This window comes from Collimonas sp. (genome assembly GCF_044339385.1).
Lineage (GTDB): Bacteria > Pseudomonadota > Gammaproteobacteria > Burkholderiales > Burkholderiaceae_D > Collimonas.
The window spans coordinates 1-20,027 of sequence record NZ_JBIIVN010000031.1; the positions used below are offsets into that span (position 1 = coordinate 1).

Sequence of the window (20,027 nt, forward strand, 5' to 3'; positions counted from 1 at the left end):
GATTCTTCAGCCGACGCGGCTTCGGAGGAGGTAGTAGCGGTTCGATTTCTGTCCACAGTGCATCTTCCACGATCGGTTTGCCCATCTCTTCTTCAGCCTTATCTATATCAATGCCGAAGAGTAGCAGTTTGCCGGAAAAGTTAACAGCCCCTTCGGGCCTTTATGAAACCGTCTCTTAATTTAACATTGCGCTAAGCCCTGATTTACAGGTTTTTCCTAACTTCGAAGACGGTCTGTTCGTTATCGGACCGGCTCGTAGGCAGAATGTTCCGCGAATAACACATACAGGGAGAAATGCTCTTGGCATTCGATCTTGGATCGCTGATCGGTAAAAAAACCCCACCGCTGGTGGGTATTGATATAAGCACGTCTGGCGTGCGGCTGGTGGAGCTGTCCGAGTCCGGCAAGGATCAATTGCGTCTTGATCGCTACGCTTCGGAGCCATTGCCGCCCGGCGCGGTGGTGGACGGCAATATTGAAAATATCGAGCAGGTCACGGAAGTGGTCCGGCGGCTTTGGAAAAAAAGTGGCACTAGCACCAAGCTGGTGGCACTTGGCATGCCGCCGGCTTCGGTGATCACTAAAAAAATCATTCTTGCTAGCGGCATGTTGGAAGAAGAGCTGGAGATGCAGGTCGAATCCGAAGCCAGCCAGTACATTCCGTTTGCGCTCGATGAGGTCAGTCTGGATTTCGACGTCATCGGCCCGGCACAACATTCGCCTGACGATGTTGAAGTGCTGCTGGCTGCGACCCGCAAGGAAAAGGTCGAGGATCGATTGGCGGTAGCGGAGGCGGCAGGCCTCAAGCCGACGGTCATGGATATCGAATCTTATGCAGCGCGTGCGGCCATTAACCGCATCATCGGCCAATTGCCCAACGCCGGACATGGCCAGATCGTCGCTTTGTTTCAGATCGGCACCCAGACTACCCATGTCTCGGCGCTGCTGGACGGTCAACTGATTTATGAGCGCGAGCAGCCGTTTGGCGGTCACCAGCTGACGCAGGATATTGTGCGTGCTTATGGCCTGTCGTATGAGGAGGCCGACTTGAAGAAACGTACTGGCGACCTGCCGGAAGGTTATCAGCACGAGGTGCTGACGCCATTCCTGGAGAGCGCCGCGCTGGAGGTCACGCGGGCTATCCAGTTTTTCTTCACATCGACGCCCTATACCCGTCTGGACCAGTTGTTCCTGGCGGGTGGTTGCGCAACCATCCCCGGCCTGGTGGAAGTGGTTGCCGGCCGGGCCAAGATTTCGACATCGGTAGTCAGCCCATTTACCGGCATGCAGCTGGGGCCGAATGTGCGGGAAAAGCAATTACGTCTTGATGCGCCGTCCTATCTGGTAGCTTGCGGCCTGGCCATGCGGAGATTTGGCTGATGATCAAAATTAATCTTTTACCGCACCGCGAAGCCAAACGTAAGCAGCGCAAGAACGCCTACTTCGCCATGCTGGTTCTGTCCGCTGCTATCGGCTTGATAACGGTATTGCTGGTTGGTGCATTTTTCGCCAATAGCATCTCTAAACAGAATGAGCGGAATAGCTTCATTGCTGCAGAAAATACGCGTCTTGATGGGCAAATCAAAGAAGTGGTGACACTGCGCCAGGAAATCGATGCATTGAAGGCGCGTCAACAGGCTGTTGAAGATCTGCAAAGCGACCGTAACCAGCCTGTGTATTTGATGGATGAGCTGGTCAAGCAGGTGCCCGAAGGCGTCTATCTGAGCTCCTTCAAGCAGGACGGACAACGGGTGGTCTTGAACGGTTATGCGCAATCGAATGAGCGGGTGTCCGAGCTGCTGCGTAACTTGAGCAACAATTCGGCCTGGCTGGAGCGCCCCGATCTGATTGAAATTCGCGCCGCCACCATCGGCGGCACCGGTCGTGACAGTAAGCATGTGTTCGCGTTCACCGTCAACGTTGGCATTAAGCGTCCATCTGACAAGGATGCGAAAGACGGTGGCGCAGCGCCGAAAAAAGCTGATGCCTCCGCTATTGCCGCCCCCGCGCCCCCGCAACCTTGAATGAGAGACGCGCAATCATGGATTTGAATAATTTGAACGCCTCGCTGGAAGCGCAGTTCCGTGGGCTCAACGGCCGCCATCCCGGCCAATGGCCTGTCGTTCCGCGCGTGCTGAGCGGGGTCGGCGTATTTTTTCTGGTGCTGGTGATAGGCTGGTTTTTTTACTGGAGCGACCAGCAGGATGGGTTGAGTGCCGGCGAGCAGAAGGAAGTGCAGCTCAAAGAGCAATACAAGTCAAAAATCCAGCAGGCCATCAACCTTGCAGCGCTGCGCAAGCAGAAGGAACAAGTCGCCGAATCCGTCGTCTCGCTGGAGAAACAGCTTCCCAGCAAGGCAGAAATGGATGCGTTGTTATCCGATATTAATCAGGCTGGTTTAGGCCGCGGTCTGCAGTTTGAACTGTTCAAGCCGGGGCAGGTGGTCGTAAAGGATTATTACGCCGAGCTGCCGATCAATATCAAGGTCACGGGCAGCTATCACGATGTCGGTTCGTTTGCCAGCGACATTGCCAACCTGCCGCGCATCGTGACCCTAAACAATATGAGTTTGGCGACAGGCAAAGACGGTACGTTGAGCCTGGATGCGATTGCCAAGACTTTCCGTTATCTGGACAAGGACGAAGTGGCTGCACAGCGTAAGGCAGCCGATGCAGCTAAGCAGAAAGGCCAAAAATGACGTTTTTTCGCATTGGGCGTCTGGCCCAGCTGACATTTTTTGTCGCAACCGTCTCAACTTTGTCAGGTTGCGGTGACAGCGGTGTGCAAGAGGTGAGGGAGTGGATGGCCGACGCCAAGAGCCGTGCCCGGGTCGGTATCCCGAAGCTGACCGAGCCCAAGAAATTCGTCCCTTTCGTGTATGCCGGGGCGACCAGCATCGATCCTTATAATCCCAGCAAACTGCTGGTGGCGCTGGCCAAGTTGCAGGGAAACTCAAGCGGCCTCAGACCGAATCTGGATCGGCGTCGCGAAACCCTGGAAAACTATCCGCTCGACAGCATCAAGATGGTAGGCACGTTGCAGAAAGTCGGCTTGAGCTATGCGTTGCTGCAAGTCGACAAGACCGTATTCCAGGCAAAAGTGGGGAATTACGTCGGACAGAATTTCGGCATGGTGACGGCCATTAGCGAGTCCGAAGTAACTTTGAAAGAAATCGTACAAGATGCGTCCGGCGAATGGGTCGAGCGCGATGCAAAGCTAGCGTTGCAGGAGAGTACAAAATGATTGCAGCAGGAAAAAAATTCGTCAACCTGAGCGTAAGCTTGCTGAGCGCGACTCGTCAGAAAGTGTGGATGCTGTGTGCGTTGCTTTTCCTGGCCGGAACCGCCACTGCTGCGGCGGCTGCCGACAATAATGCCATCACGTCGATCAACGCCAGTCAGCAAGGTACCAATGCGGTTGTGCGCGTCAATTTCAAGCGTCCGCTGAGCGCAGCGCCAACCGGCTTTACTGTGATTAGTCCGGCCCGCATTGCGCTGGACTTTGTCGGTGTCGACAATGGTACCGGCAAGACTTCGCAGGACATCAGCCTGGGCGATGTGCGCAACGTGATCGTCGCCCAGGGCGATGACCGCTCGCGCCTGGTGTTCAACCTGAAGCGCTCATTATCTTATGCGACGGCGCTGGATGGTAACGCGTTGGTCGTGACAATCGACGGTTCTGGCGGTTTGGCGACGCCGCTCAATGCCGCAGGTGTTCCAGTGAAACCAGCGGCTAACGTTGTTGCCGCTGCGGTGCCATTAGTCAACGCTAAGCCGGCGCTGCGCGACATCGATTTCCGCCTTGGTACGGCAGGTGAAGGTCGTGTCGTGATCGACTTGCCGGATACGCAGGTCGGCGTCGACGTGCACCAGCAAGGCCAGACCGTAGTAGTCGACTTTCTGAAAACGGCATTGCCGGATGTGTTGCGCCGTAAGCTCGATGTCGGCGATTTCGGAACGCCGGTAAAGACTATTACGACGGTAACCCAGGGCGACAACGTGCGCATGATCATCGAGCCAAAGGGGCTGTGGGAGCAAAGCGCTTACCAAACCGACAGCCAACTGGTGATTGTGGTCAAGCCGCTCAAGGAAGATCCGAACAAGCTGGCGCAAGGTACGCAGGGCTATCGTGGTGACAAGTTGTCGCTGAATTTTCAGAATGTAGAAGTGCGCGCCGTGCTGCAAGTGATTGCCGATTTTACCGGTCTCAATATCATTACCAGCGACACCGTTGGCGGCAATCTGACCTTACGTCTGAAGGACGTCCCTTGGGACCAGGCGTTGGACATCGTGATGCAGGCCAAGGGTCTGGATATGCGCAAGAACGGCTCGGTCATTTGGATTGCACCAAAGGATGAATTGCTGACCAAGGAAAAACTGGAGCTTGAACAGCGTTTGCAAATTGCCGAACTGGAACCGTTGCGCACCGAGTCTTTCCAACTGAACTATCAAAAAGCTGAGGCCTTCAAAAAAGTATTCGGGATTGATGACGCCGGCGGTGGTGGCGGTAGTGACAAGAAAAACAGCATTTTGTCGTCGCGCGGCAGTGCCGTAATCGATCCGCGGACGAACCAATTGTTCGTCACCGATACGCCCACCATTTTGCAGAACATTCGCAATCTTGTGACGAAGATCGATATAGCCTCACGGCAGGTGTTGATCGAAGCGCGCATGGTAGAAGCCAACGATGGCTTTAGCCGCAACCTCGGCGCCAAGCTCGGTTTCGGTTTCAGTAGCACCAATGTGGCAGCCGGCGGCCAGCAGGCGACAACCACCAACACAACCTCGACCGCTAACCTGGCGCCGGGCGTTACCGGCAATTCAGTGAATCTGCCTGCCGCACCCAGCGCCGGCACCGCGGGTTCGGTCGCCTTGAGTCTGTTCAATGCGGCGGCATCCAAATTCATCAGCCTTGAATTGTCGGCGCTGGAAGCGGATGGACAAGGCAAGATCATTTCCAGCCCGCGTGTCGTGACTGCCGACCAGCAAAAAGCTTTGATTGAGCAAGGTACAGAAATTCCTTATCAAAATGCCACCAGCAGCGGTGCTACCTCGGTTGAATTCAAGAAAGCCAATCTGAAATTGGAAGTGACACCGCAGATCACGCCAGATGGCAATGTTATCCTGACCGTCGATGTCACCAATGACAGCGTCGGCGCGGTGGTTCCCGGCGGCGTGTCGATCAACACCAAGCACGTCCAGACCCAGGTTCAGGTTGAAAATGGCGGAACCGTGGTGATCGGGGGTATTTATACGCAAACAATTTCGAATGATGTTAATAAAGTGCCACTGCTTGGAGATATTCCGGTTCTGGGTTATCTTTTCAAACAATCGGCAGTTGTTAATAAACGAACTGAATTATTGATTTTCCTGACACCGAAAGTCGTTGTTGACCGGGTTGCTGCGCACTAGCGGATTGTTACAGACCACTAGCTGCACAGGGGCACGGGCTCTGCGCCGGTGTCCGCATTTGAGCAAAAGGTTGAGTGGTGAAATGGTGCGTTGCACATGAAAGGTAATATCTTTCTGGTCGGCCTGATGGGTGTGGGCAAGACCACGGTTGGCCGTGCCCTGGCAAAGAAACTCAACAAGTTATTCATTGACTCCGATCACGAAATCGAGGCGCGTACCGGCGTCTCGATTCCGTTGATCTTTGAAATTGAAGGCGAAGAGAGCTTCCGCCAACGCGAAGCGGAAGTCATTCGCGATCTGACGGCACGGCGCGGGATCGTGCTGGCTACCGGCGGCGGGGCCATCCTGAAGCCGGAAAATCGTGCATATCTGAAATCCCGCGGCACAGTCATCTATCTGCGGGCCAGCGTAAATAACATTCTCCAGCGCACCAGTCGCGACAAAAGTCGGCCCTTGCTGCAAACCGCTGATCCGCGGCGACGCCTCGAGGAGCTGTCGCGACAACGAGAGCCGTTTTATCGCGAAATCGCCGATATTGTCATCGACACCGGGCGACCTAACGTACAATTCCTGGTGCACAGCATAATGAGCCAGCTTGACATGTTGCCAGGCGATCCAGAGGCGTTGGCCGAGCCGGCCCGATTGCGCGAAAGCCATGCCAGCGAACAAAACAATATTTCATCGAGTTTTCCTATGAGCCATCCGGTTTCTTCTGCGAGCGTTATTCCCACCATCAGCCTGCAGGTTGAGTTGGGCGAGCGCAGTTACCCGATCGAGATCGGTGCCTCGCTGCTCGACGATAGCGAGCGTATCGCGCGTCTGGTGAGTAGCCGCCAGGTCGCCGTGGTGACCAACACCACCGTTGCGCCGCTGTACCTGCAGCGTCTGACTCAGACCTTGCAGGAGGCGGGCAAAAGCGTGTTGGAAATTATCCTGCCCGATGGCGAGGAAGAAAAGAACTGGGCTAGCCTGATGCAGATATTCGATCGTCTACTGGCTGCCAAATGCGACCGCAAGACCACGCTGATTGCCCTTGGCGGCGGCGTAATCGGCGACCTCACCGGGTTTGCTGCAGCGGCTTACATGCGCGGCATCCCGTTCGTACAAATCCCGACGACACTGCTGGCCCAGGTTGACTCATCGGTCGGCGGCAAGACCGGTATCAATCATCCCCTCGGCAAGAACATGATCGGTGCTTTTTACCAGCCGCAAGCGGTAATCGCCGACACCTTGACGTTGCACACCTTACCGGACCGGGAATTGTCTGCGGGGCTGGCAGAGTTGATCAAATACGGCGCTGTCATCGATGCCGCATTCTTCAAATGGATTGAAGACAATATCGATAAACTCATGGCGCGCGATAACGCCGCGCTGGCATATGCAATCCGCCGCTCATGCGAACTCAAAGCCGACGTGGTGCGTCAGGATGAGCGCGAAGGCGGGTTGCGTGCAATCCTCAATTTCGGCCACACTTTTGGCCACGCGATTGAGTCGGGTCTCGGCTACGGCAAATGGCTGCATGGCGAAGCAGTCGGATGCGGTATGGTCATGGCAGCTGATTTATCGCATCGTCTTGGCCACATCACGGCCCGCGACAAGGAGCGCCTGTGCGCGCTGGTGCGCGCCGCCGGCTTGCCGACCGAGGCGCCGAATCTTGGCGTGCAGCGCTGGCTGGAATTGATGCAGGTCGATAAGAAGAACGAAGGCGGTCAGATCAGGTTCATCCTGATGAAGCCCTTGGGCGGATCTCTGATCAGCACCGCGCCGCAGGATGCGTTGCTGGCGACTATTCAGCAACTGGCCTCGGAGGCGACACCGCGATGAATCCAGAAGCGTCTCTCGCAACCTATGCCGCACATTCTGCGCAGTCGCGAGGACGCTTGTTTGATGAAGCGCCGCCCAGCGCCCGTACCGAGTTTCAGCGCGACCGCGATCGCATCGTTCATTCCACCGCTTTCCGGCGGCTGGAGTACAAGACCCAGGTGTTCGTCAATCACGAAGGCGACCTGTTCCGCACGCGCCTGACCCACAGCATCGAAGTAGCCCAGATCGCGCGCTCGATTGCACGCAACCTGGCGTTGAATGAAGACCTGGTGGAAGCGATTTCACTGGCCCATGATCTCGGTCACACGCCGTTTGGGCATGCCGGCCAGGATGCGCTCAATGCCTGCATGGAGCCGCATGGCGGCTTCGAACACAACCTGCAAAGCCTGCGGGTGGTGGATCAGCTGGAACAGCGCTACGGCGCGTTTGACGGCTTGAACCTGATGTTTGAAACCCGCGAAGGTATTCTCAAGCATTGTTCGCTGGCCAATGCCCGCGAGCTCGGCGATATCGGCCAGCGCTTTATCGACCGCAAACAGCCGACGCTGGAAGCGCAAGTGGCGAATCTGGCCGATGAGATCGCCTACAACAATCATGATGTCGACGATGGCTTGCGCTCTGGTTTGCTGACGCTGGAGCAGATGAATCAGATCGATTTCTATGCGTTGCACAGCCGCGAAGTGGAGCGGATTTTTCCCGGACTGACGGGACGGCGCGCGATCAATGAAACGGTGCGACGCATGATCAATGCGCTGATCACCGACCTGATCCAGACCTCGCAGCGGCGGATTGGCGATGCGCGAGTGCAAACGCCGGACGATGTGCGCAATGCCCCGGCGCTGATCGCATTTTCCGATGGCATGGCGCAGCAGGCTGCCGTTCTCAAACGTTTCCTGCGCGAAAACCTGTATCGGCACTATCTGGTCAATCGGATGACCAGCAAGGCGCGTCGCATCGTGGCCGAATTGTATGCCTGTTTTACCAGTGAACCGGCGCTGCTGCCGCCAGACTATCAATTGCCGCTCGATGGCCGTTACAGCGCTCAACAACAGGCGCGGCAGGTTGCCGACTATATCGCTGGTATGACTGACCGCTATGCGATACGTGAGCACAGGCGCTTGTTCCAGGTGGATGAAGGGTATCTTTAAAGGTGCCCGTTAAGCCGTAATCGCAGTTTCTTGATTTCATTGTGGCCGCTGAGGCCAGACTTTCTTGTATCTACTTAACTTTATCAAGGATCAATTATGCGTCGCGCATACCAAACAGTACTGGCAGTGAGCCTTGCCTTGTCGGCAGCTACGGCACTGGCTTTGTCGTTGAGTGACCTCAGCAACCAGGATGCCGGCAGCGGCTTGAAGGCAGCGCTGCAGAAGGGCGCTGATGTGGCGGTGTCCAAGCTTGGCGTGGAGAACGGATTCCTGAATAACGACAAGGTCAGGATCGGCTTGCCAAGCGTGCTTGATAAGGCGCTGCCAATATTGAAAATGGCCGGCAAAGGGCAGCAATTAGATGAACTGGTGGTGTCGATGAACCATGCCGCTGAAGCGGCGGTTCCGCTGGCGAAGCCGTTGCTGCTGAATGCTGTCAAATCGATGTCGGTGACCGATGCAAAAAATATTCTGAGCGGCGGCGATACATCGGTGACCGATTTCTTCCGCCAGAAAACATCGGCCGAACTAGGCCAGAAATTCCTGCCCATCGTCAAAGGGATTACTGATCGCAATGGACTGTCGGCGCAATATAACGCGATCATGGGACAGGTTGGCAAGAGCGGCCTGGTGCCGGCTCAGCAAAGCACGGTCGAAGGCTATGTGACCCAGCGTGCGCTGGACGGCTTGTACACCGTTATCGGTGATGAAGAGAAAGCGATTCGCCAGAATCCGCTTGGCGCCGGCAGCGCCATCATCGGCAAGGTATTCGGCGCACTGAAATAATTTTTGGCAGCGGGCCAAACACGGGTAACGATTTTTTCTGAAGAAATAACAAAGGGCGCATTGACTGCGCCCTTGTTCATTCATTGGCGCGAGCTGTGCAGCTCGCAGCCTGGGTTCGATTGACGGCCGGTTCAGGTCGCGGCGGGGACTTCTTCCGGAAGATGCTTGATGGCATCGTGCTGGTGATCCTGCATCTTGTCCTTGTACTTGATCACCTGGCGATCGAGCTTGTCGATCAGTGCATCGATGGCAGCGTACAGGTCGTGAGCGATGCTTTCGGCATGCAGGTCTTTTCCTTTTACGCGCAGATTGATTTCGGCTTTTTGGCGCTTTTCTTTTTCAGTGATTTTATCGACAGTCAGAATCACGCTGATATCGATGACCTGGTCGAAGTGGCGTTTAATGCGCTCCAGCTTGCTTTGTACGTATTCGCGAATGGCTGGGGTTAATTCGAGGTGATGCCCACTGATGGTGAAGTTCATACAGCGCTCCTATGAAGAATATTGCTGGCGGTTCTGAACAGGTTGCGTTGAATCTTTAGGCGAGCTGTCAAGAGCGGACGGCTCTGGCAAGAATCGGTAAAACCCGCCTGCTTTGAACACAGCAAGGGTAAGCTCTACAATCAAACCACAAAAACCTACAAGGCTTTGCGCAAATTAACTGGCGGAATTTTTAGTGCTTCGCGATATTTTGCGACGGTACGGCGAGCAACCACCATACCTTGTTCCGCGAGCATGTTGGCAATCTTGCTGTCAGAGAAAGGATTTTTGGAATCTTCTGCTCCTATCAGTTGTTTAATGAGTGCCCGTATCGCTGTTGAGGAAGCCTCTCCACCTGCCTCAGTCGCAACGTGGCTGCCGAAGAAATACTTGAGTTCAAACATCCCGTGAGGAGTGAGCATGTATTTCTGAGTGGTTACACGAGAAATAGTGCTCTCGTGTAGACCCAGTGTATCAGCTATTTCACGCAACACAAGCGGCCTCATTGCGACTGCGCCGTGTGAAAAGAAGTTCCGCTGACGCTCTACGATTGCTTGCGCTACCCGCAGAATTGTGTCGAAACGCTGCCGCATATTCTTGATCAGCCACTTGGCTTCTTGCAGTTGTGAAGTCAGTGCGCCTTCGCCTTTGCTCTGCCGCAGAATGCTGGCATACAGTGCATTGACACGCAGTCTTGGCATGACGGCATTGTTTAGCATGACCTGCCAGCCTTGCTTGCAACGTCTGACGATAACGTCCGGCACCACGTAATCGGAGGTGTTGGCGGCAAACGGTGCGCCCGGGTGTGGATTGCATTGCTTGATGATGGTTTGCGCTTCACGCAGATCCTCGTCATCACATTCAAGCGCTTTCTTGATTTTATTGAAATCACGTTGCGCAAACAGCGTCAGGTGATATTGCACAATCGCCAATGCGAGACGGCGCGTGACATATGGCACTTTGATGAAGCGATTGATTTGTAATGTCAGGCATTCTGCGGGATTGCGTGCGCCGATGCCGGCCGGGTCGAAACTCTGGACCATGCTCAAGGCCGTCGATAGTTCTTCGATATCGATATCCAACTCGGCCGGCAGGCGCGCGTGGATTTCCTCAAGGAGCTCTTCCAGGTAGCCGTTGTCATCTAACGCATCAATCACCAGCTCGACCAGCGCACGGTCGCGCGGATTTTTAAGGGTTTCACGCATCTGCTGCCGCAAGTATTCGCGCAACGTCGATTCGTGGGCCTCCAGCTGCGGCCGGGCGTCTTCGTCATCCGGGGTTTTTGCATTGCGGGAGACATCGTCGAAACTCCATTCGCCCTCGGTGTTTTCCGCCGCGTTGTCGCTGGCGGCCGGGGTGTCGAAGGCCGCCTCGGCTTCGGTGGGCGAACTGCTGACTTCACTATCGCCGACCGGCGCATCCATGGTCGATGCGGTGCCGCTGATGGCGCCGTCGGCCAACAGCCGCACAGAATTGTCGAGCGGGTCGTCGACCCGTTCCAGCAGCGGATTATCCGACAGTATATGTTCCAGCTCCTGATGCAGTTCGAGCGTAGACAATTGCAAGAGCCGGATCGACTGTTGCAATTGAGGCGTCAGCGCAAGATGCTGCGAGGTACGTAGCTGGAGTGATTGTTTCATGGCGTCCCTGCGGACAATTCACTTCTATTCTTAACTGCGGGGCCGAACCTGACTGCTGCGACGGCACAGCTATCAATCTGCCAACGACTCATTGGATAAAGGATAATGTAGAAAATAATCAGCGTAATTCAACTGTGCCTGATTGCGTCACCACCGGGGTGCGACCAGCGTGCCTACATACGGAAATGCTCACCCAGATACACGCGCCGCACCGACTCGTCGGCAATGATATCGTCCGGGCTGCCGCTGGCCAGCACGCTGCCTTGATTGATGATGTAGGCATGGTCGCAAATGCCCAGTGTCTCGCGTACGTTATGGTCTGTGATGAGAACGCCGATGCCGCGCTCCTTCAGAAACCGCACGATGCGCTGAATCTCGATCACGGCAATCGGATCAATCCCGGCGAACGGCTCGTCGAGCAGCACGAAACGCGGATTGGTCGCCAGCGCCCGGGCAATTTCGACACGCCGGCGTTCGCCGCCGGAAAGCGACAATGCCTGATTTTCGCGCAGTTTTTCAATCTGTAATTCATGCAGCAGCTTTTCCAGCTGCTCATCGATTTGCGTCGCGGTGAGCGGCTTGCCGTTGGGTTGTTGCAGCTCCAGCACGGCACGGATATTGTCTTCCACCGTCAATTTGCGGAATACCGATGCTTCTTGCGGCAGATATGACAGGCCAAGCACGGCGCGGCGATGGATCGGCAGGCGTGAAATGTCGACGCCGTCGAGATCGATCTCGCCGCCGTCCGATGCCACCAGTCCGACGATCATATAGAACGACGTGGTTTTACCGGCACCGTTTGGGCCCAGCAAACCGACCACTTCGCCGCATTTGACGTTGAGCGAGACGTCGTGCACCACCTGGCGCGCGCCGTAGCTCTTTTGCAGACCTTTGACGATCAGGTTGCTGGGTTTGTCGAGGTGACTCAGATTGGCGCTCATGGGGCAACTTTCGGACGTGGCTGAATCACGGCGCGGATGCGGCCGGCGCCGGGCTGACTATTGCCATTGACGGTATTGTTGACGGAGTAGAATTCGGTGCGGCTGTCGTAGGAGATGAACTCGCCGTTGACTTCGTCGGTGGGTTTGTCGCCTTGCAGGCGGCGCATCTGCGCCTTGGAAAACAGCTTGGTGATTTCCGTCTTGCCATCGTATTCAATTCGTTCAGCGTGGCCGTCGATCCACAGATCAGGGCCGCCGTCGCGTTTTTGCCGGAAGGTGGCAAGCTTGCCGGGGGCGGCGTACAAGACTGCGAACTGGTAGCCGGACGGATCGGTGGTTACCACTACGCGGTCGGCCTTCATCAGCAACGTTCCGCGCGTTAGCACGACATTGCCGGTGGCGACGTTGACTTGCTTGACATCGTCGTAGGTGAGCTGGTCAGAGTCGATTAGGGTGGGCTTCTCTGAGTCCGCCTTTTGCGCATGAGCGATACCTATTGCGCCGAGCAACAACAGAGAAAACAAAAACAGTCGTTTCATGAAAAATCCTGAATAAAGGACGGACCCTGGTGGAACCGTGTACATAAATTGTATGGCTTGTACTTAACGCGCTTTCGGTGGAAATACATCATGCACATTGCTGAACATTTTCAGTACGCGGGTTGAATTATTAAAAGACATGCCGGTGCCTTGCAGTGTCGATTGTCCCAGCGTGAGGTCTACCGGCAGATCGGTTTGCATCACATCGTCGTCCGGCAGCAGTAAAAGGTATTCCGATTTCAGATGGAATTTTTCTGCTATCACAGTCTTTGGGCGGTCGGCGTTGACGTTGCCGTACAAGTGCACCTTGCTATTGTCGTCTTCAACTCTGCCGCGGTCTGCGCGCAGGGTCATCGGCGGTTTTTCCTGGTCCAGGCTGTGCACCACAGGCTTCTGGATATCGAATGAATCGTCGACCGGGTTATGCGTGAGCAGATCGCCGGAGATGTTATAGCGCGGTTGTCCGGTTGGCGACATCTGTACGTAGTTGAATTTCTCTACGTAGTAATCGGGCTCCACGCGTGTCGGCTTCGGCAGGAGTTCATCGGTATCCCTGTTCATGACCTGCACCATCCAGATACTGCCCAACGCCGCCATGACGAACAGAACCAGCAGCAGTATGAAGCGCAGACGGTAAGTGGAACGGAGATTTTTCATGATGAGGCCGAGTCTTGCGGAGTTACGCGCAGATAGGCTGCCAACGCCGCGTCATAAGTATTTTGCGCCTGCATGATGAGGTCGCATACTTCACGCGCAGCGCCGTGCCCCCCACCTGCCTGCGTGACATAGTGCACGCGCGCGCGGACCTCACGATGGCCGTTAGGCACGCTCGCGGCAAAGCCGACCCGCGACAGTATCGGCAGATCGATTACGTCGTCGCCGATAAAGCCGCAGGCCTCGGCGTCAAGGCTGAGTTGTGTCAGCAATTGGATAAATGCAGAGTGCTTGTCATGCACCCCTTGCTGGACATGCGCGATGCCGAGATCGGCAGCACGCCTACTGACGATTGCCGATTTGCGGGCACTGATGATCGCGGTGGCGACGCCGCTTTGCTGTAGCTGCTTGATGCCGTGGCCGTCGAGTGCGTTGAAGTGTTTGAGTTGCTCGCCGTCGGCACCATAGAGAAGGCCGCCGTCGGTCAGGATGCCGTCAACGTCGAAAATCATCAGGCGCACGCGCGCGGCGCGGGCCATCAGTTCTGCCTCGGGCAACTGCGGATTCACTGACGCGCTGTTAAACGGAGTGCCGGCTGTCATCAGATAACCTTGGCGCGTGTCAGATCGTGGATATGCAATGCACCGACCAGCGTGCCGTCGGTATCTGTCACCAGCAACTGGTTGATGCGGAACTGCTCCATCATGTGCATCGCATCGACCGCCAGTTGATCGGCGCCGATCGTATGTGGATTCGCATGCATGACATCGGCAATCGTCAATTTGGTGAAATCCTGGACTTGTTCGATCAGGCGACGCAGGTCGCCATCGGTAAACACGCCGACCGCATGGAAACGCTCATCTACCACGGCGGTCATGGCGATACCCTTGCGGGTAATTTCCAGCAGCGCTTGCGATAGCGATACATCTGCCGTCACGGCTGGAATCGCTGCGCCGCTGCGCATCACATCGCGCACGTGGGTCAACAGCCTGCGGCCAAGTGCGCCGCCCGGGTGCGAACGGGCAAAGTCTTCTTCGCGAAAGCCGCGCGCGTCCAGCAAGGCGACCGCCAGCGCATCACCCATCGCCAGTGTGACGGTGGTGCTTGCGGTTGGCGCCAGGTTCAACGGACAGGCTTCCTGCGCTACGCCAACATTGAGGTGGACGGTGGCTAGTTGCGCCAGCGCCGAGGCATCGTTGCCGGTCATGGCGATCAGGCTGGCGCCCATGCGATTGATGATCGGCACAATCGCCATCAGTTCGGCGGTCTCGCCGGAATTTGAAATCGCAATGAAGGCATCGGCTTCGGTCACCATACCGAGATCGCCGTGTGCGGCTTCGGCCGGATGAATAAATAGTGCCGGGGTGCCGGTGGAGGCCAGCGTGGCAGCGAACTTGCGGGCGATATGCCCGGACTTGCCGATGCCCGACACGACCACCCTGCCGCTGCATTTGAGCAGCAGCGATACGGCTTGGGCGAATGGATCTCCAGCGTTGTCGGAAATCCGGTTTTTCAGCGCAATGATGGCATCTGCTTCAATTTGCAGAGTATTGCGGGCAAGTGCCAGAGCACGGCCAGCATCGAACGCTGCGGGTACAGCTTTTGGCAAAATTTTGGTATCAGTTAGACTCATTCGTAGAGTATAAACGAATTCTTAAAGCAAAAAACTTGCCAGTCGCCATCAGAAACAATTAATCTGTCCGCAGTGCACAGTGCACAGCGTTAACCTTGCAGCAACAAAACATTACTTCATGCCAATTTACCAATGATGCTTTCCGGACTAGAACTGACTATCCTGCTACTGGGCTCCGCCGTACTCGGGGTGGTGGCCTTTCGCAGTTTTCATTTGCCGCCGATGCTGGGTTATCTGGTGGTCGGGATTGTGATCGGCCCCCACGCGCTTGGCTTTGCCGACGACAATGCCACCACCCACGCGCTGGCCGAATTCGGTGTGGTGTTCCTGATGTTCTCGATTGGTTTGGAATTCTCGCTACCCAAACTGACAGCGATGCGTCACATCGTGTTTGGCCTGGGCATGGTGCAAGTGCTGCTGACGATTGCTGCCACCATGTTGTTCGGCTGGGTGCTGGCGCTGGTGCTGCCGCAGGTAATCAATATCAGCTGGCAGGCGGCGTTTGCGCTGGGCGGCGCGCTGACCATGTCGTCGACCGCAATCGTGTCCAAATTACTCACTGAGCGGCTGGAGCTGGAAACCGAGCACGGCCGCCGCATTATCGGCATCCTGCTGTTTCAGGATCTGGCGCTGGTGCCGCTGCTGATCGTGGTGCCCGCACTCGCCGAGCATAGCGGCAACCTGCTGGCCACGCTGGCCTGGGCCAGCGGCAAAGCGGTGGTGGTGTTGGTCCTTTTATTGTTTATCGGCCAGAAACTGATGCGTCGTTGGTTCCAGATCGTGGTAAGACGCCGCTCGCAGGAATTGTTCATGCTCAACCTGCTGCTGATCACGCTGGCCTCGGCCTGGATTACCGAGCGTGCCGGACTGTCGCTGGCCTTGGGCGCGTTCATTGCCGGCATGCTGATTTCAGAGACCGAGTATAAGCATCAGGTGGAGGAAGACATCAAGTCCTTCCGCGATGTACTGCTGGGCTTGTTCTTCATTACGATCGGCATGCTGCTCAACCTGCGGCTGGTGCTGGAGCACTGGTGGCTGGTGTTGCTGCTGCTGATCGGCCCGGTGTTCCTCAAGTTTGTGCTGATCGCCGCGCTAGCCAAGATATTCCGCTCATCCACCGGCGTCGCGTTGCGCACCGGGCTGGCGCTGGCGCAAGCCGGTGAATTCGGGTTTGTGTTGTTGAACCAGGCCGGCGGCCTGCAACTGGTCGATCCTTTGCTGGTGCAATTGATCCTGGCCTCGATGGTGTTGTCGATGCTGGCTGCACCGTTCATCCTGGCCAAGTCCGATGCCATCGTGATGAAGCTGTCGGCCAACGAATGGATGATGCAATCGCTGGCGCTGACGCAGATTGCCACGCGCACCATGGCGACCAAGAAGCACGTGATCATCGCCGGCTTTGGCCGCAGCGGTCAAAGCCTGGCCAAACTGCTGGAAGAAGAGGGGATCGGCTACCATGCGCTCGATCTCGATCTCGATCCCGACCGCGTCAGTGAGGCGCGCGCCGCCGGCGCGCAGGTATCGTATGGCGACGCCTCGCGCCGCGAGAGCCTGGTGGCGGCCGGGGTGCATCGCGCCGCAGTACTGGTGATTACCTACGCCAGCACGCCATCGGCGCTCAAGGTGCTGCATCATGTCAGTGAGCTGGCACCAACCTTGCCGGTGATCGTGCGCAGCTACGACGATACCGATCTCGACAAGCTGCGCGCCGCCGGCGCCACCGAAGTCGTGCCGGAAGCATTGGAAGGCAGCCTGATGCTGGCGTCGCATGCGCTGGTCATGCTTGGCGTGCCGTTGCGGCGCGTGGTGCACAGGGTGCAGGCATCGCGCGATGAGCGCTATGCGGCGTTGCGCGGGTTCTTTCATGGCGTCGACGATGCGCCGGATGCGGCCGACCATTTACAGGTGCGCTTGCACACGGTGGCTTTGCCGGAAGGCGTGAAGGCGATCGGCAGGACGCTCGACTGGTTGGGTTTGCCAGACCTTGGCGCCGAGGTCACCGCCGTGCGGCGTGGCCGCAACGGCATCGATACAACCCCGGAGACGGTGCTGCAGGCGGGCGATGTGCTGGTCTTGCGCGGCGCCGCGGAGGCGCTTTCCAGAGCCGAGGGGCGCTTGTTGCAGGGGTAGCCGGGCGGTGTCGGGATCGGCTGATTATTTATTTTAAGAACCTATTTTATTGTCCTTAAGGCAGCCACGGCAGCACATCAAAAAAATGTTGCCCCGCCCCTGCCAGCCCACAAGTCAACAAGTAAATGACAAAGTATTAATTAAGCAGCTTCCCAATAGGCACTGCCCAAAAACCCCGATACGTTACGTTCTGTCAATATCATGCGGAGCAATATATGGGGCAGCACATCGGGCAGCACATCGGGCAGCACATTGGGCAAGGCGCAAACGACGGGATGGTACGATTCGGCGCCACCGTTTCCCAGCCGTACACGCTGGAAGTAAGGCGCGCCGGCGCGCTGGCCAAAGCATTGAGCGTGGTCAGTTTCGAAGGCACCGAAGAGCTAGGCCAGCCGAACCGCTTCGTGATTCGTTTAACCCATCCGCAGCCTGATTTACCGCGCGCCAGTTTCCACGGTGTGCCGGCAGTATTTACCATGCGCCCGCCGGCGTTGCCGGGGCTGCCGGCATTAGGAGCGGGCCGCAAGATACAAGGCGTCATCACCGGCTTCAACCAGATCGACAGCAACCAGGACGTCACCATCTATCAGGTCATCCTCGAATCGCGTCTGGCGCTGCTACGCAATGTCAGCCGTTGCCGCCTGTTTCTGGAACAGACCTTCCCGCAAATCATCGAAAGCATCCTGCCCGAGCACGGCTTCGCCGGTGACAGCAGCAATTTCAGTTTCACCCTGTTGCGCCAATACGAAAAGCGTCCCATCGTCACCCAATGGCAAGAATCCGATCTGGCCTTCATTCAACGCCTGTGCCGCCGTAGCGGCATCTGGTTCCGCATCGATGCCGGTGAATGGGGTGAAGTGCTGCATTTTGGCGACGACTTTACCCACTACCGGCGTCAACCGGCCTTGTCTGCGACGCTCGGCGGCAACGCCGGGCCGGAGAGCGTCGGCGCTGAATCGGTGCAAGCGTTGGAGACCCACATCACCAGCATCGCGCAATCGGTTCTGGTGCGCGACTACAACCGTCTTGCCGCACCGGCGCAGGTAGAAGCGGAAATCAATCTGGCGCGTAAAGACAAGACCACCTACGGCCAATCCTATGCCTGGGGCACGCTGCATCTCGATGCCGATCAAGCCGAATGGGAAGCGCGCCTGCGCCACGAAGCAGCGCTATCGGCGCAAATCGTTTATCTGGGTAAAGGCGATGTACTCGGCCTGGTGCCGGGCGCGGTGTTCCGGATCACCAACAAAGTCTTGCCGGATGCCGAATACGGCCAGTTGATCACCAAGGTCACGCATCACGGCGCGCCCGATGCGGCCTACCACAACAGCTACCGCGCCATCCCGTCCGATCGTATTTATCGCCTGCCGTTGAATGAAACCGAGTGGCCCAAAATCCCCGGCACCGTCAGTGCCCGCATTGCCTCCCCCGGCAACTACCCGTACGCCTACATGAACAATGGCGGCGACTACATGGTGCAGTTCGACTTTGATCGCGATGCGCGCACGGCAGGCTTGAACAGTTGCTGGATGCGGCTGGCCAAGCCATTCGCCGGCAGCCTGCAAACCGGCTTCCACTTCCCGCTATTAGACGGCACCGAAGTCGCCGTCGCCTTCCACCACGGCGATCCGGACCGGCCGTATATCGCGCATGCCATGCATGACAGCCAGAACAGCGATCTGATCACCAATCAGAAGCGCTGGATGAGCCGCAACGAAATCCGTACGCAAAGCAATAACAAGCTACGGATGGAGGATTGGGAAGGCCAGGAGCACATCAAGCTGGCCACCGAGCACGGCAAGAGCCAGCTCAATCTGGGCCATCTGGTGGACGCCAAGAAGCAGAAGCGCGGCGAGGGTCTCGAACTGCGCACAGATGGCTGGGGCAGCGTCCGCGCCGGCAATGGCCTGTTCCTGTCGGCCGATGCGCAACCCAAAGCCAATGGCCAGCAGCTTGACATGGCTGCCGCGCAGGGATTGCTTGAGCAAGCGCTACAGCAAATGCAGACGCTGGGCGATACGGCAAAATCTGCGCAAGCAATATCGGCGGACTACGCGCAACAGAAGAGCTTGCTCAATGACGCGCTGAAAGATCTTACGCAAGCCGGGATAGTGATGAGCGCACCTGCTGGCATGGCGTTGACTTCTGGTGGTCATCTGCAGATGAGCGCGTCGGAAAACCTGATCGCCACCGCCGGCGGCAATGCAGATATTGGGGTGATGAAGAAATTCACCGTTGCCGCAGGTGAGGCAATTTCATTGTTTGCGCAAAGGCTCGGCATGAAACTCTTTGCGGCCAAAGGCAAAGTCGAGATTCAGGCGCAAAGCGATGACATGGCCTTGACGGCCTTGAAAGATCTGAAAATTACCACGGTCGATGGCAAGCTCATTCTCTCTGCCGAGAAAGAAATCTGGATCGGTGCTGGCGGTTCTTACATCAAGATTACGCCATCGGGAATCGAGAATGGCACGTCGGGAGATATCCGGGAAAAGTGCGCGTTTTGGGGAAAATTTGATCCTGCTTCGATGAATATTCCGGCACCGTCACTTCCCAAGAGCGAATTCAAATACAGCGATAACCTGCCGTTTTCTCGCTAATCCAAGGACGGCTTTCATGTTGATCAGTTTTCCATTTTTATCCGAACGCAACGATGTCACTCACGACGAGTTAGCCGCACTGGCCGAGGTTGCCAATATAGATGACTGTGAGTCAGTGCATGGGGTGTTGGCGCTAATTGAATCTTGACCCAGCCTGCTGATCGAAATGTGACCCAGGGCTGGTCGCTGCGTTTTGAGTTAGCAGCTGTGGATAAGTCTATCAAACAGTTGGTGTTGAAGCACTC

The 20,027-nt window shown here is 56.6% G+C and carries 17 protein-coding genes and 1 pseudogene; 10 read left to right on the forward strand and 8 right to left on the reverse strand.

What is annotated here, in order from left to right:
* A pseudogene (locus ACIQ0R_RS03890) lies at positions 1-85 on the reverse strand (IS5/IS1182 family transposase); the annotation flags it as partial.
* A gap of 209 nt (positions 86-294) precedes the next feature.
* On the opposite strand from ACIQ0R_RS03890, the gene ACIQ0R_RS03895 reads away from it, so the two are divergent.
* The 8 genes from ACIQ0R_RS03895 (at position 295) to ACIQ0R_RS03930 (ending at position 9,169) form a co-directional block, all read left to right on the forward strand.
* On the forward strand, positions 295-1,380 hold the full coding sequence (locus ACIQ0R_RS03895; RefSeq protein ID WP_395823844.1) for a pilus assembly protein PilM: 1,086 nt from the start codon (positions 295-297) through the stop codon (positions 1,378-1,380).
* Positions 1,380-2,024 (forward strand): PilN domain-containing protein, encoded by a 645-nt coding sequence (locus tag ACIQ0R_RS03900; protein ID WP_395823846.1) that lies wholly within the window; start codon positions 1,380-1,382, stop codon positions 2,022-2,024. The genes ACIQ0R_RS03895 and ACIQ0R_RS03900 overlap by 1 nt, the downstream gene beginning before the upstream one ends.
* 14 nt (positions 2,025-2,038) lie before the next feature.
* Positions 2,039-2,698 carry a type 4a pilus biogenesis protein PilO gene (locus tag ACIQ0R_RS03905; RefSeq protein WP_395823874.1) on the forward strand — a complete coding sequence of 220 codons (660 nt, stop codon included), beginning with the start codon at positions 2,039-2,041 and terminating at the stop codon, positions 2,696-2,698.
* The gene (locus tag ACIQ0R_RS03910) at positions 2,695-3,243 is read left to right on the forward strand and encodes a pilus assembly protein PilP (RefSeq protein ID WP_395823848.1); all 549 of its coding nucleotides are present in this window, start codon (positions 2,695-2,697) and stop codon (positions 3,241-3,243) included. Before ACIQ0R_RS03905 ends, ACIQ0R_RS03910 begins: the two co-directional genes overlap by 4 nt.
* A complete protein-coding gene (gene pilQ / locus ACIQ0R_RS03915; protein ID WP_395823850.1) occupies positions 3,240-5,411 on the forward strand; it encodes a type IV pilus secretin PilQ in 2,172 nt (723 codons plus the stop codon). The genes ACIQ0R_RS03910 and pilQ overlap by 4 nt, the downstream gene beginning before the upstream one ends.
* A gap of 96 nt (positions 5,412-5,507) precedes the next feature.
* Entirely contained in the window at positions 5,508-7,235 is a 1,728-nt protein-coding gene (gene aroKB, locus ACIQ0R_RS03920) for a bifunctional shikimate kinase/3-dehydroquinate synthase AroKB (RefSeq protein WP_395823852.1), read from the forward strand.
* Positions 7,232-8,383, forward strand: a complete 1,152-nt coding sequence (locus ACIQ0R_RS03925; RefSeq protein ID WP_395823854.1) for a deoxyguanosinetriphosphate triphosphohydrolase — start codon at positions 7,232-7,234, stop codon at positions 8,381-8,383. The genes aroKB and ACIQ0R_RS03925 overlap by 4 nt, the downstream gene beginning before the upstream one ends.
* 96 nt (positions 8,384-8,479) lie before the next feature.
* The gene (locus tag ACIQ0R_RS03930; protein WP_395823856.1) at positions 8,480-9,169 is read left to right on the forward strand and encodes a DUF4197 domain-containing protein; all 690 of its coding nucleotides are present in this window, start codon (positions 8,480-8,482) and stop codon (positions 9,167-9,169) included.
* Between the two features lie 131 nt (positions 9,170-9,300).
* Here ACIQ0R_RS03930 and hpf read toward each other — a convergent pair whose 3' ends face one another.
* The 7 genes from hpf to ACIQ0R_RS03965 all read right to left on the reverse strand — a co-directional run bounded on the left by hpf (position 9,301) and on the right by ACIQ0R_RS03965 (position 15,055).
* Positions 9,301-9,651 (reverse strand): ribosome hibernation-promoting factor, HPF/YfiA family, encoded by a 351-nt coding sequence (gene hpf, locus ACIQ0R_RS03935; RefSeq protein WP_395823858.1) that lies wholly within the window; start codon positions 9,649-9,651, stop codon positions 9,301-9,303.
* Between the two features lie 155 nt (positions 9,652-9,806).
* Positions 9,807-11,288, reverse strand: coding sequence for an RNA polymerase factor sigma-54 (locus ACIQ0R_RS03940; protein WP_395823860.1), 1,482 nt, complete (start codon positions 11,286-11,288; stop codon positions 9,807-9,809).
* Between the two features lie 173 nt (positions 11,289-11,461).
* Entirely contained in the window at positions 11,462-12,229 is a 768-nt protein-coding gene (gene lptB / locus ACIQ0R_RS03945; RefSeq protein WP_395823862.1) for an LPS export ABC transporter ATP-binding protein, read from the reverse strand.
* Positions 12,226-12,768: a lipopolysaccharide transport periplasmic protein LptA gene (gene lptA, locus ACIQ0R_RS03950; RefSeq protein ID WP_395823864.1), complete on the reverse strand. Its 543-nt coding sequence runs from the start codon at positions 12,766-12,768 to the stop codon at positions 12,226-12,228. Before lptA ends, lptB begins: the two co-directional genes overlap by 4 nt.
* A 63-nt stretch (positions 12,769-12,831) precedes the next feature.
* Positions 12,832-13,425, reverse strand: coding sequence for an LPS export ABC transporter periplasmic protein LptC (gene lptC / locus ACIQ0R_RS03955; RefSeq protein WP_395823866.1), 594 nt, complete (start codon positions 13,423-13,425; stop codon positions 12,832-12,834).
* Positions 13,422-14,024 (reverse strand): KdsC family phosphatase, encoded by a 603-nt coding sequence (locus ACIQ0R_RS03960; RefSeq protein ID WP_395823868.1) that lies wholly within the window; start codon positions 14,022-14,024, stop codon positions 13,422-13,424. The genes lptC and ACIQ0R_RS03960 overlap by 4 nt, the downstream gene beginning before the upstream one ends.
* Positions 14,024-15,055 carry an SIS domain-containing protein gene (locus tag ACIQ0R_RS03965; protein WP_395823870.1) on the reverse strand — a complete coding sequence of 344 codons (1,032 nt, stop codon included), beginning with the start codon at positions 15,053-15,055 and terminating at the stop codon, positions 14,024-14,026. Before ACIQ0R_RS03965 ends, ACIQ0R_RS03960 begins: the two co-directional genes overlap by 1 nt.
* Before the next feature lie 135 nt (positions 15,056-15,190).
* Between ACIQ0R_RS03965 and ACIQ0R_RS03970 the strand changes: the two genes are divergently transcribed.
* Both ACIQ0R_RS03970 and ACIQ0R_RS03975 read left to right on the forward strand, forming a co-directional pair.
* A complete protein-coding gene (locus ACIQ0R_RS03970) occupies positions 15,191-17,185 on the forward strand; it encodes a cation:proton antiporter (RefSeq protein WP_395823876.1) in 1,995 nt (664 codons plus the stop codon).
* 215 nt (positions 17,186-17,400) lie between these two features.
* The gene (locus ACIQ0R_RS03975) at positions 17,401-19,782 is read left to right on the forward strand and encodes a type VI secretion system Vgr family protein (protein ID WP_395823872.1); all 2,382 of its coding nucleotides are present in this window, start codon (positions 17,401-17,403) and stop codon (positions 19,780-19,782) included.
* Positions 19,783-20,027 lie beyond the last annotated feature (245 nt).

Coding starts and splice junctions, on each gene's coding strand:
- pilQ (WP_395823850.1), top strand. CDS start 3,240: ATGATTGCAGCAGGAAAAAAATTCGTCAACCTGAGCGTAAGCTTGCTG.
- ACIQ0R_RS03925 (WP_395823854.1), top strand. CDS start 7,232: ATGAATCCAGAAGCGTCTCTCGCAACCTATGCCGCACATTCTGCGCAG.
- ACIQ0R_RS03960 (WP_395823868.1), bottom strand. CDS start 14,024: ATGACAGCCGGCACTCCGTTTAACAGCGCGTCAGTGAATCCGCAGTTG.
- ACIQ0R_RS03895 (WP_395823844.1), top strand. CDS start 295: ATGCTCTTGGCATTCGATCTTGGATCGCTGATCGGTAAAAAAACCCCA.
- ACIQ0R_RS03970 (WP_395823876.1), top strand. CDS start 15,191: ATGCTTTCCGGACTAGAACTGACTATCCTGCTACTGGGCTCCGCCGTA.
- lptB (WP_395823862.1), bottom strand. CDS start 12,229: ATGAGCGCCAATCTGAGTCACCTCGACAAACCCAGCAACCTGATCGTC.
- ACIQ0R_RS03940 (WP_395823860.1), bottom strand. CDS start 11,288: ATGAAACAATCACTCCAGCTACGTACCTCGCAGCATCTTGCGCTGACG.
- ACIQ0R_RS03965 (WP_395823870.1), bottom strand. CDS start 15,055: ATGAGTCTAACTGATACCAAAATTTTGCCAAAAGCTGTACCCGCAGCG.
- hpf (WP_395823858.1), bottom strand. CDS start 9,651: ATGAACTTCACCATCAGTGGGCATCACCTCGAATTAACCCCAGCCATT.
- aroKB (WP_395823852.1), top strand. CDS start 5,508: ATGAAAGGTAATATCTTTCTGGTCGGCCTGATGGGTGTGGGCAAGACC.
- lptC (WP_395823866.1), bottom strand. CDS start 13,425: ATGAAAAATCTCCGTTCCACTTACCGTCTGCGCTTCATACTGCTGCTG.
- ACIQ0R_RS03900 (WP_395823846.1), top strand. CDS start 1,380: ATGATCAAAATTAATCTTTTACCGCACCGCGAAGCCAAACGTAAGCAG.
- ACIQ0R_RS03910 (WP_395823848.1), top strand. CDS start 2,695: ATGACGTTTTTTCGCATTGGGCGTCTGGCCCAGCTGACATTTTTTGTC.
- ACIQ0R_RS03975 (WP_395823872.1), top strand. CDS start 17,401: ATGGGGCAGCACATCGGGCAGCACATCGGGCAGCACATTGGGCAAGGC.
- ACIQ0R_RS03930 (WP_395823856.1), top strand. CDS start 8,480: ATGCGTCGCGCATACCAAACAGTACTGGCAGTGAGCCTTGCCTTGTCG.
- lptA (WP_395823864.1), bottom strand. CDS start 12,768: ATGAAACGACTGTTTTTGTTTTCTCTGTTGTTGCTCGGCGCAATAGGT.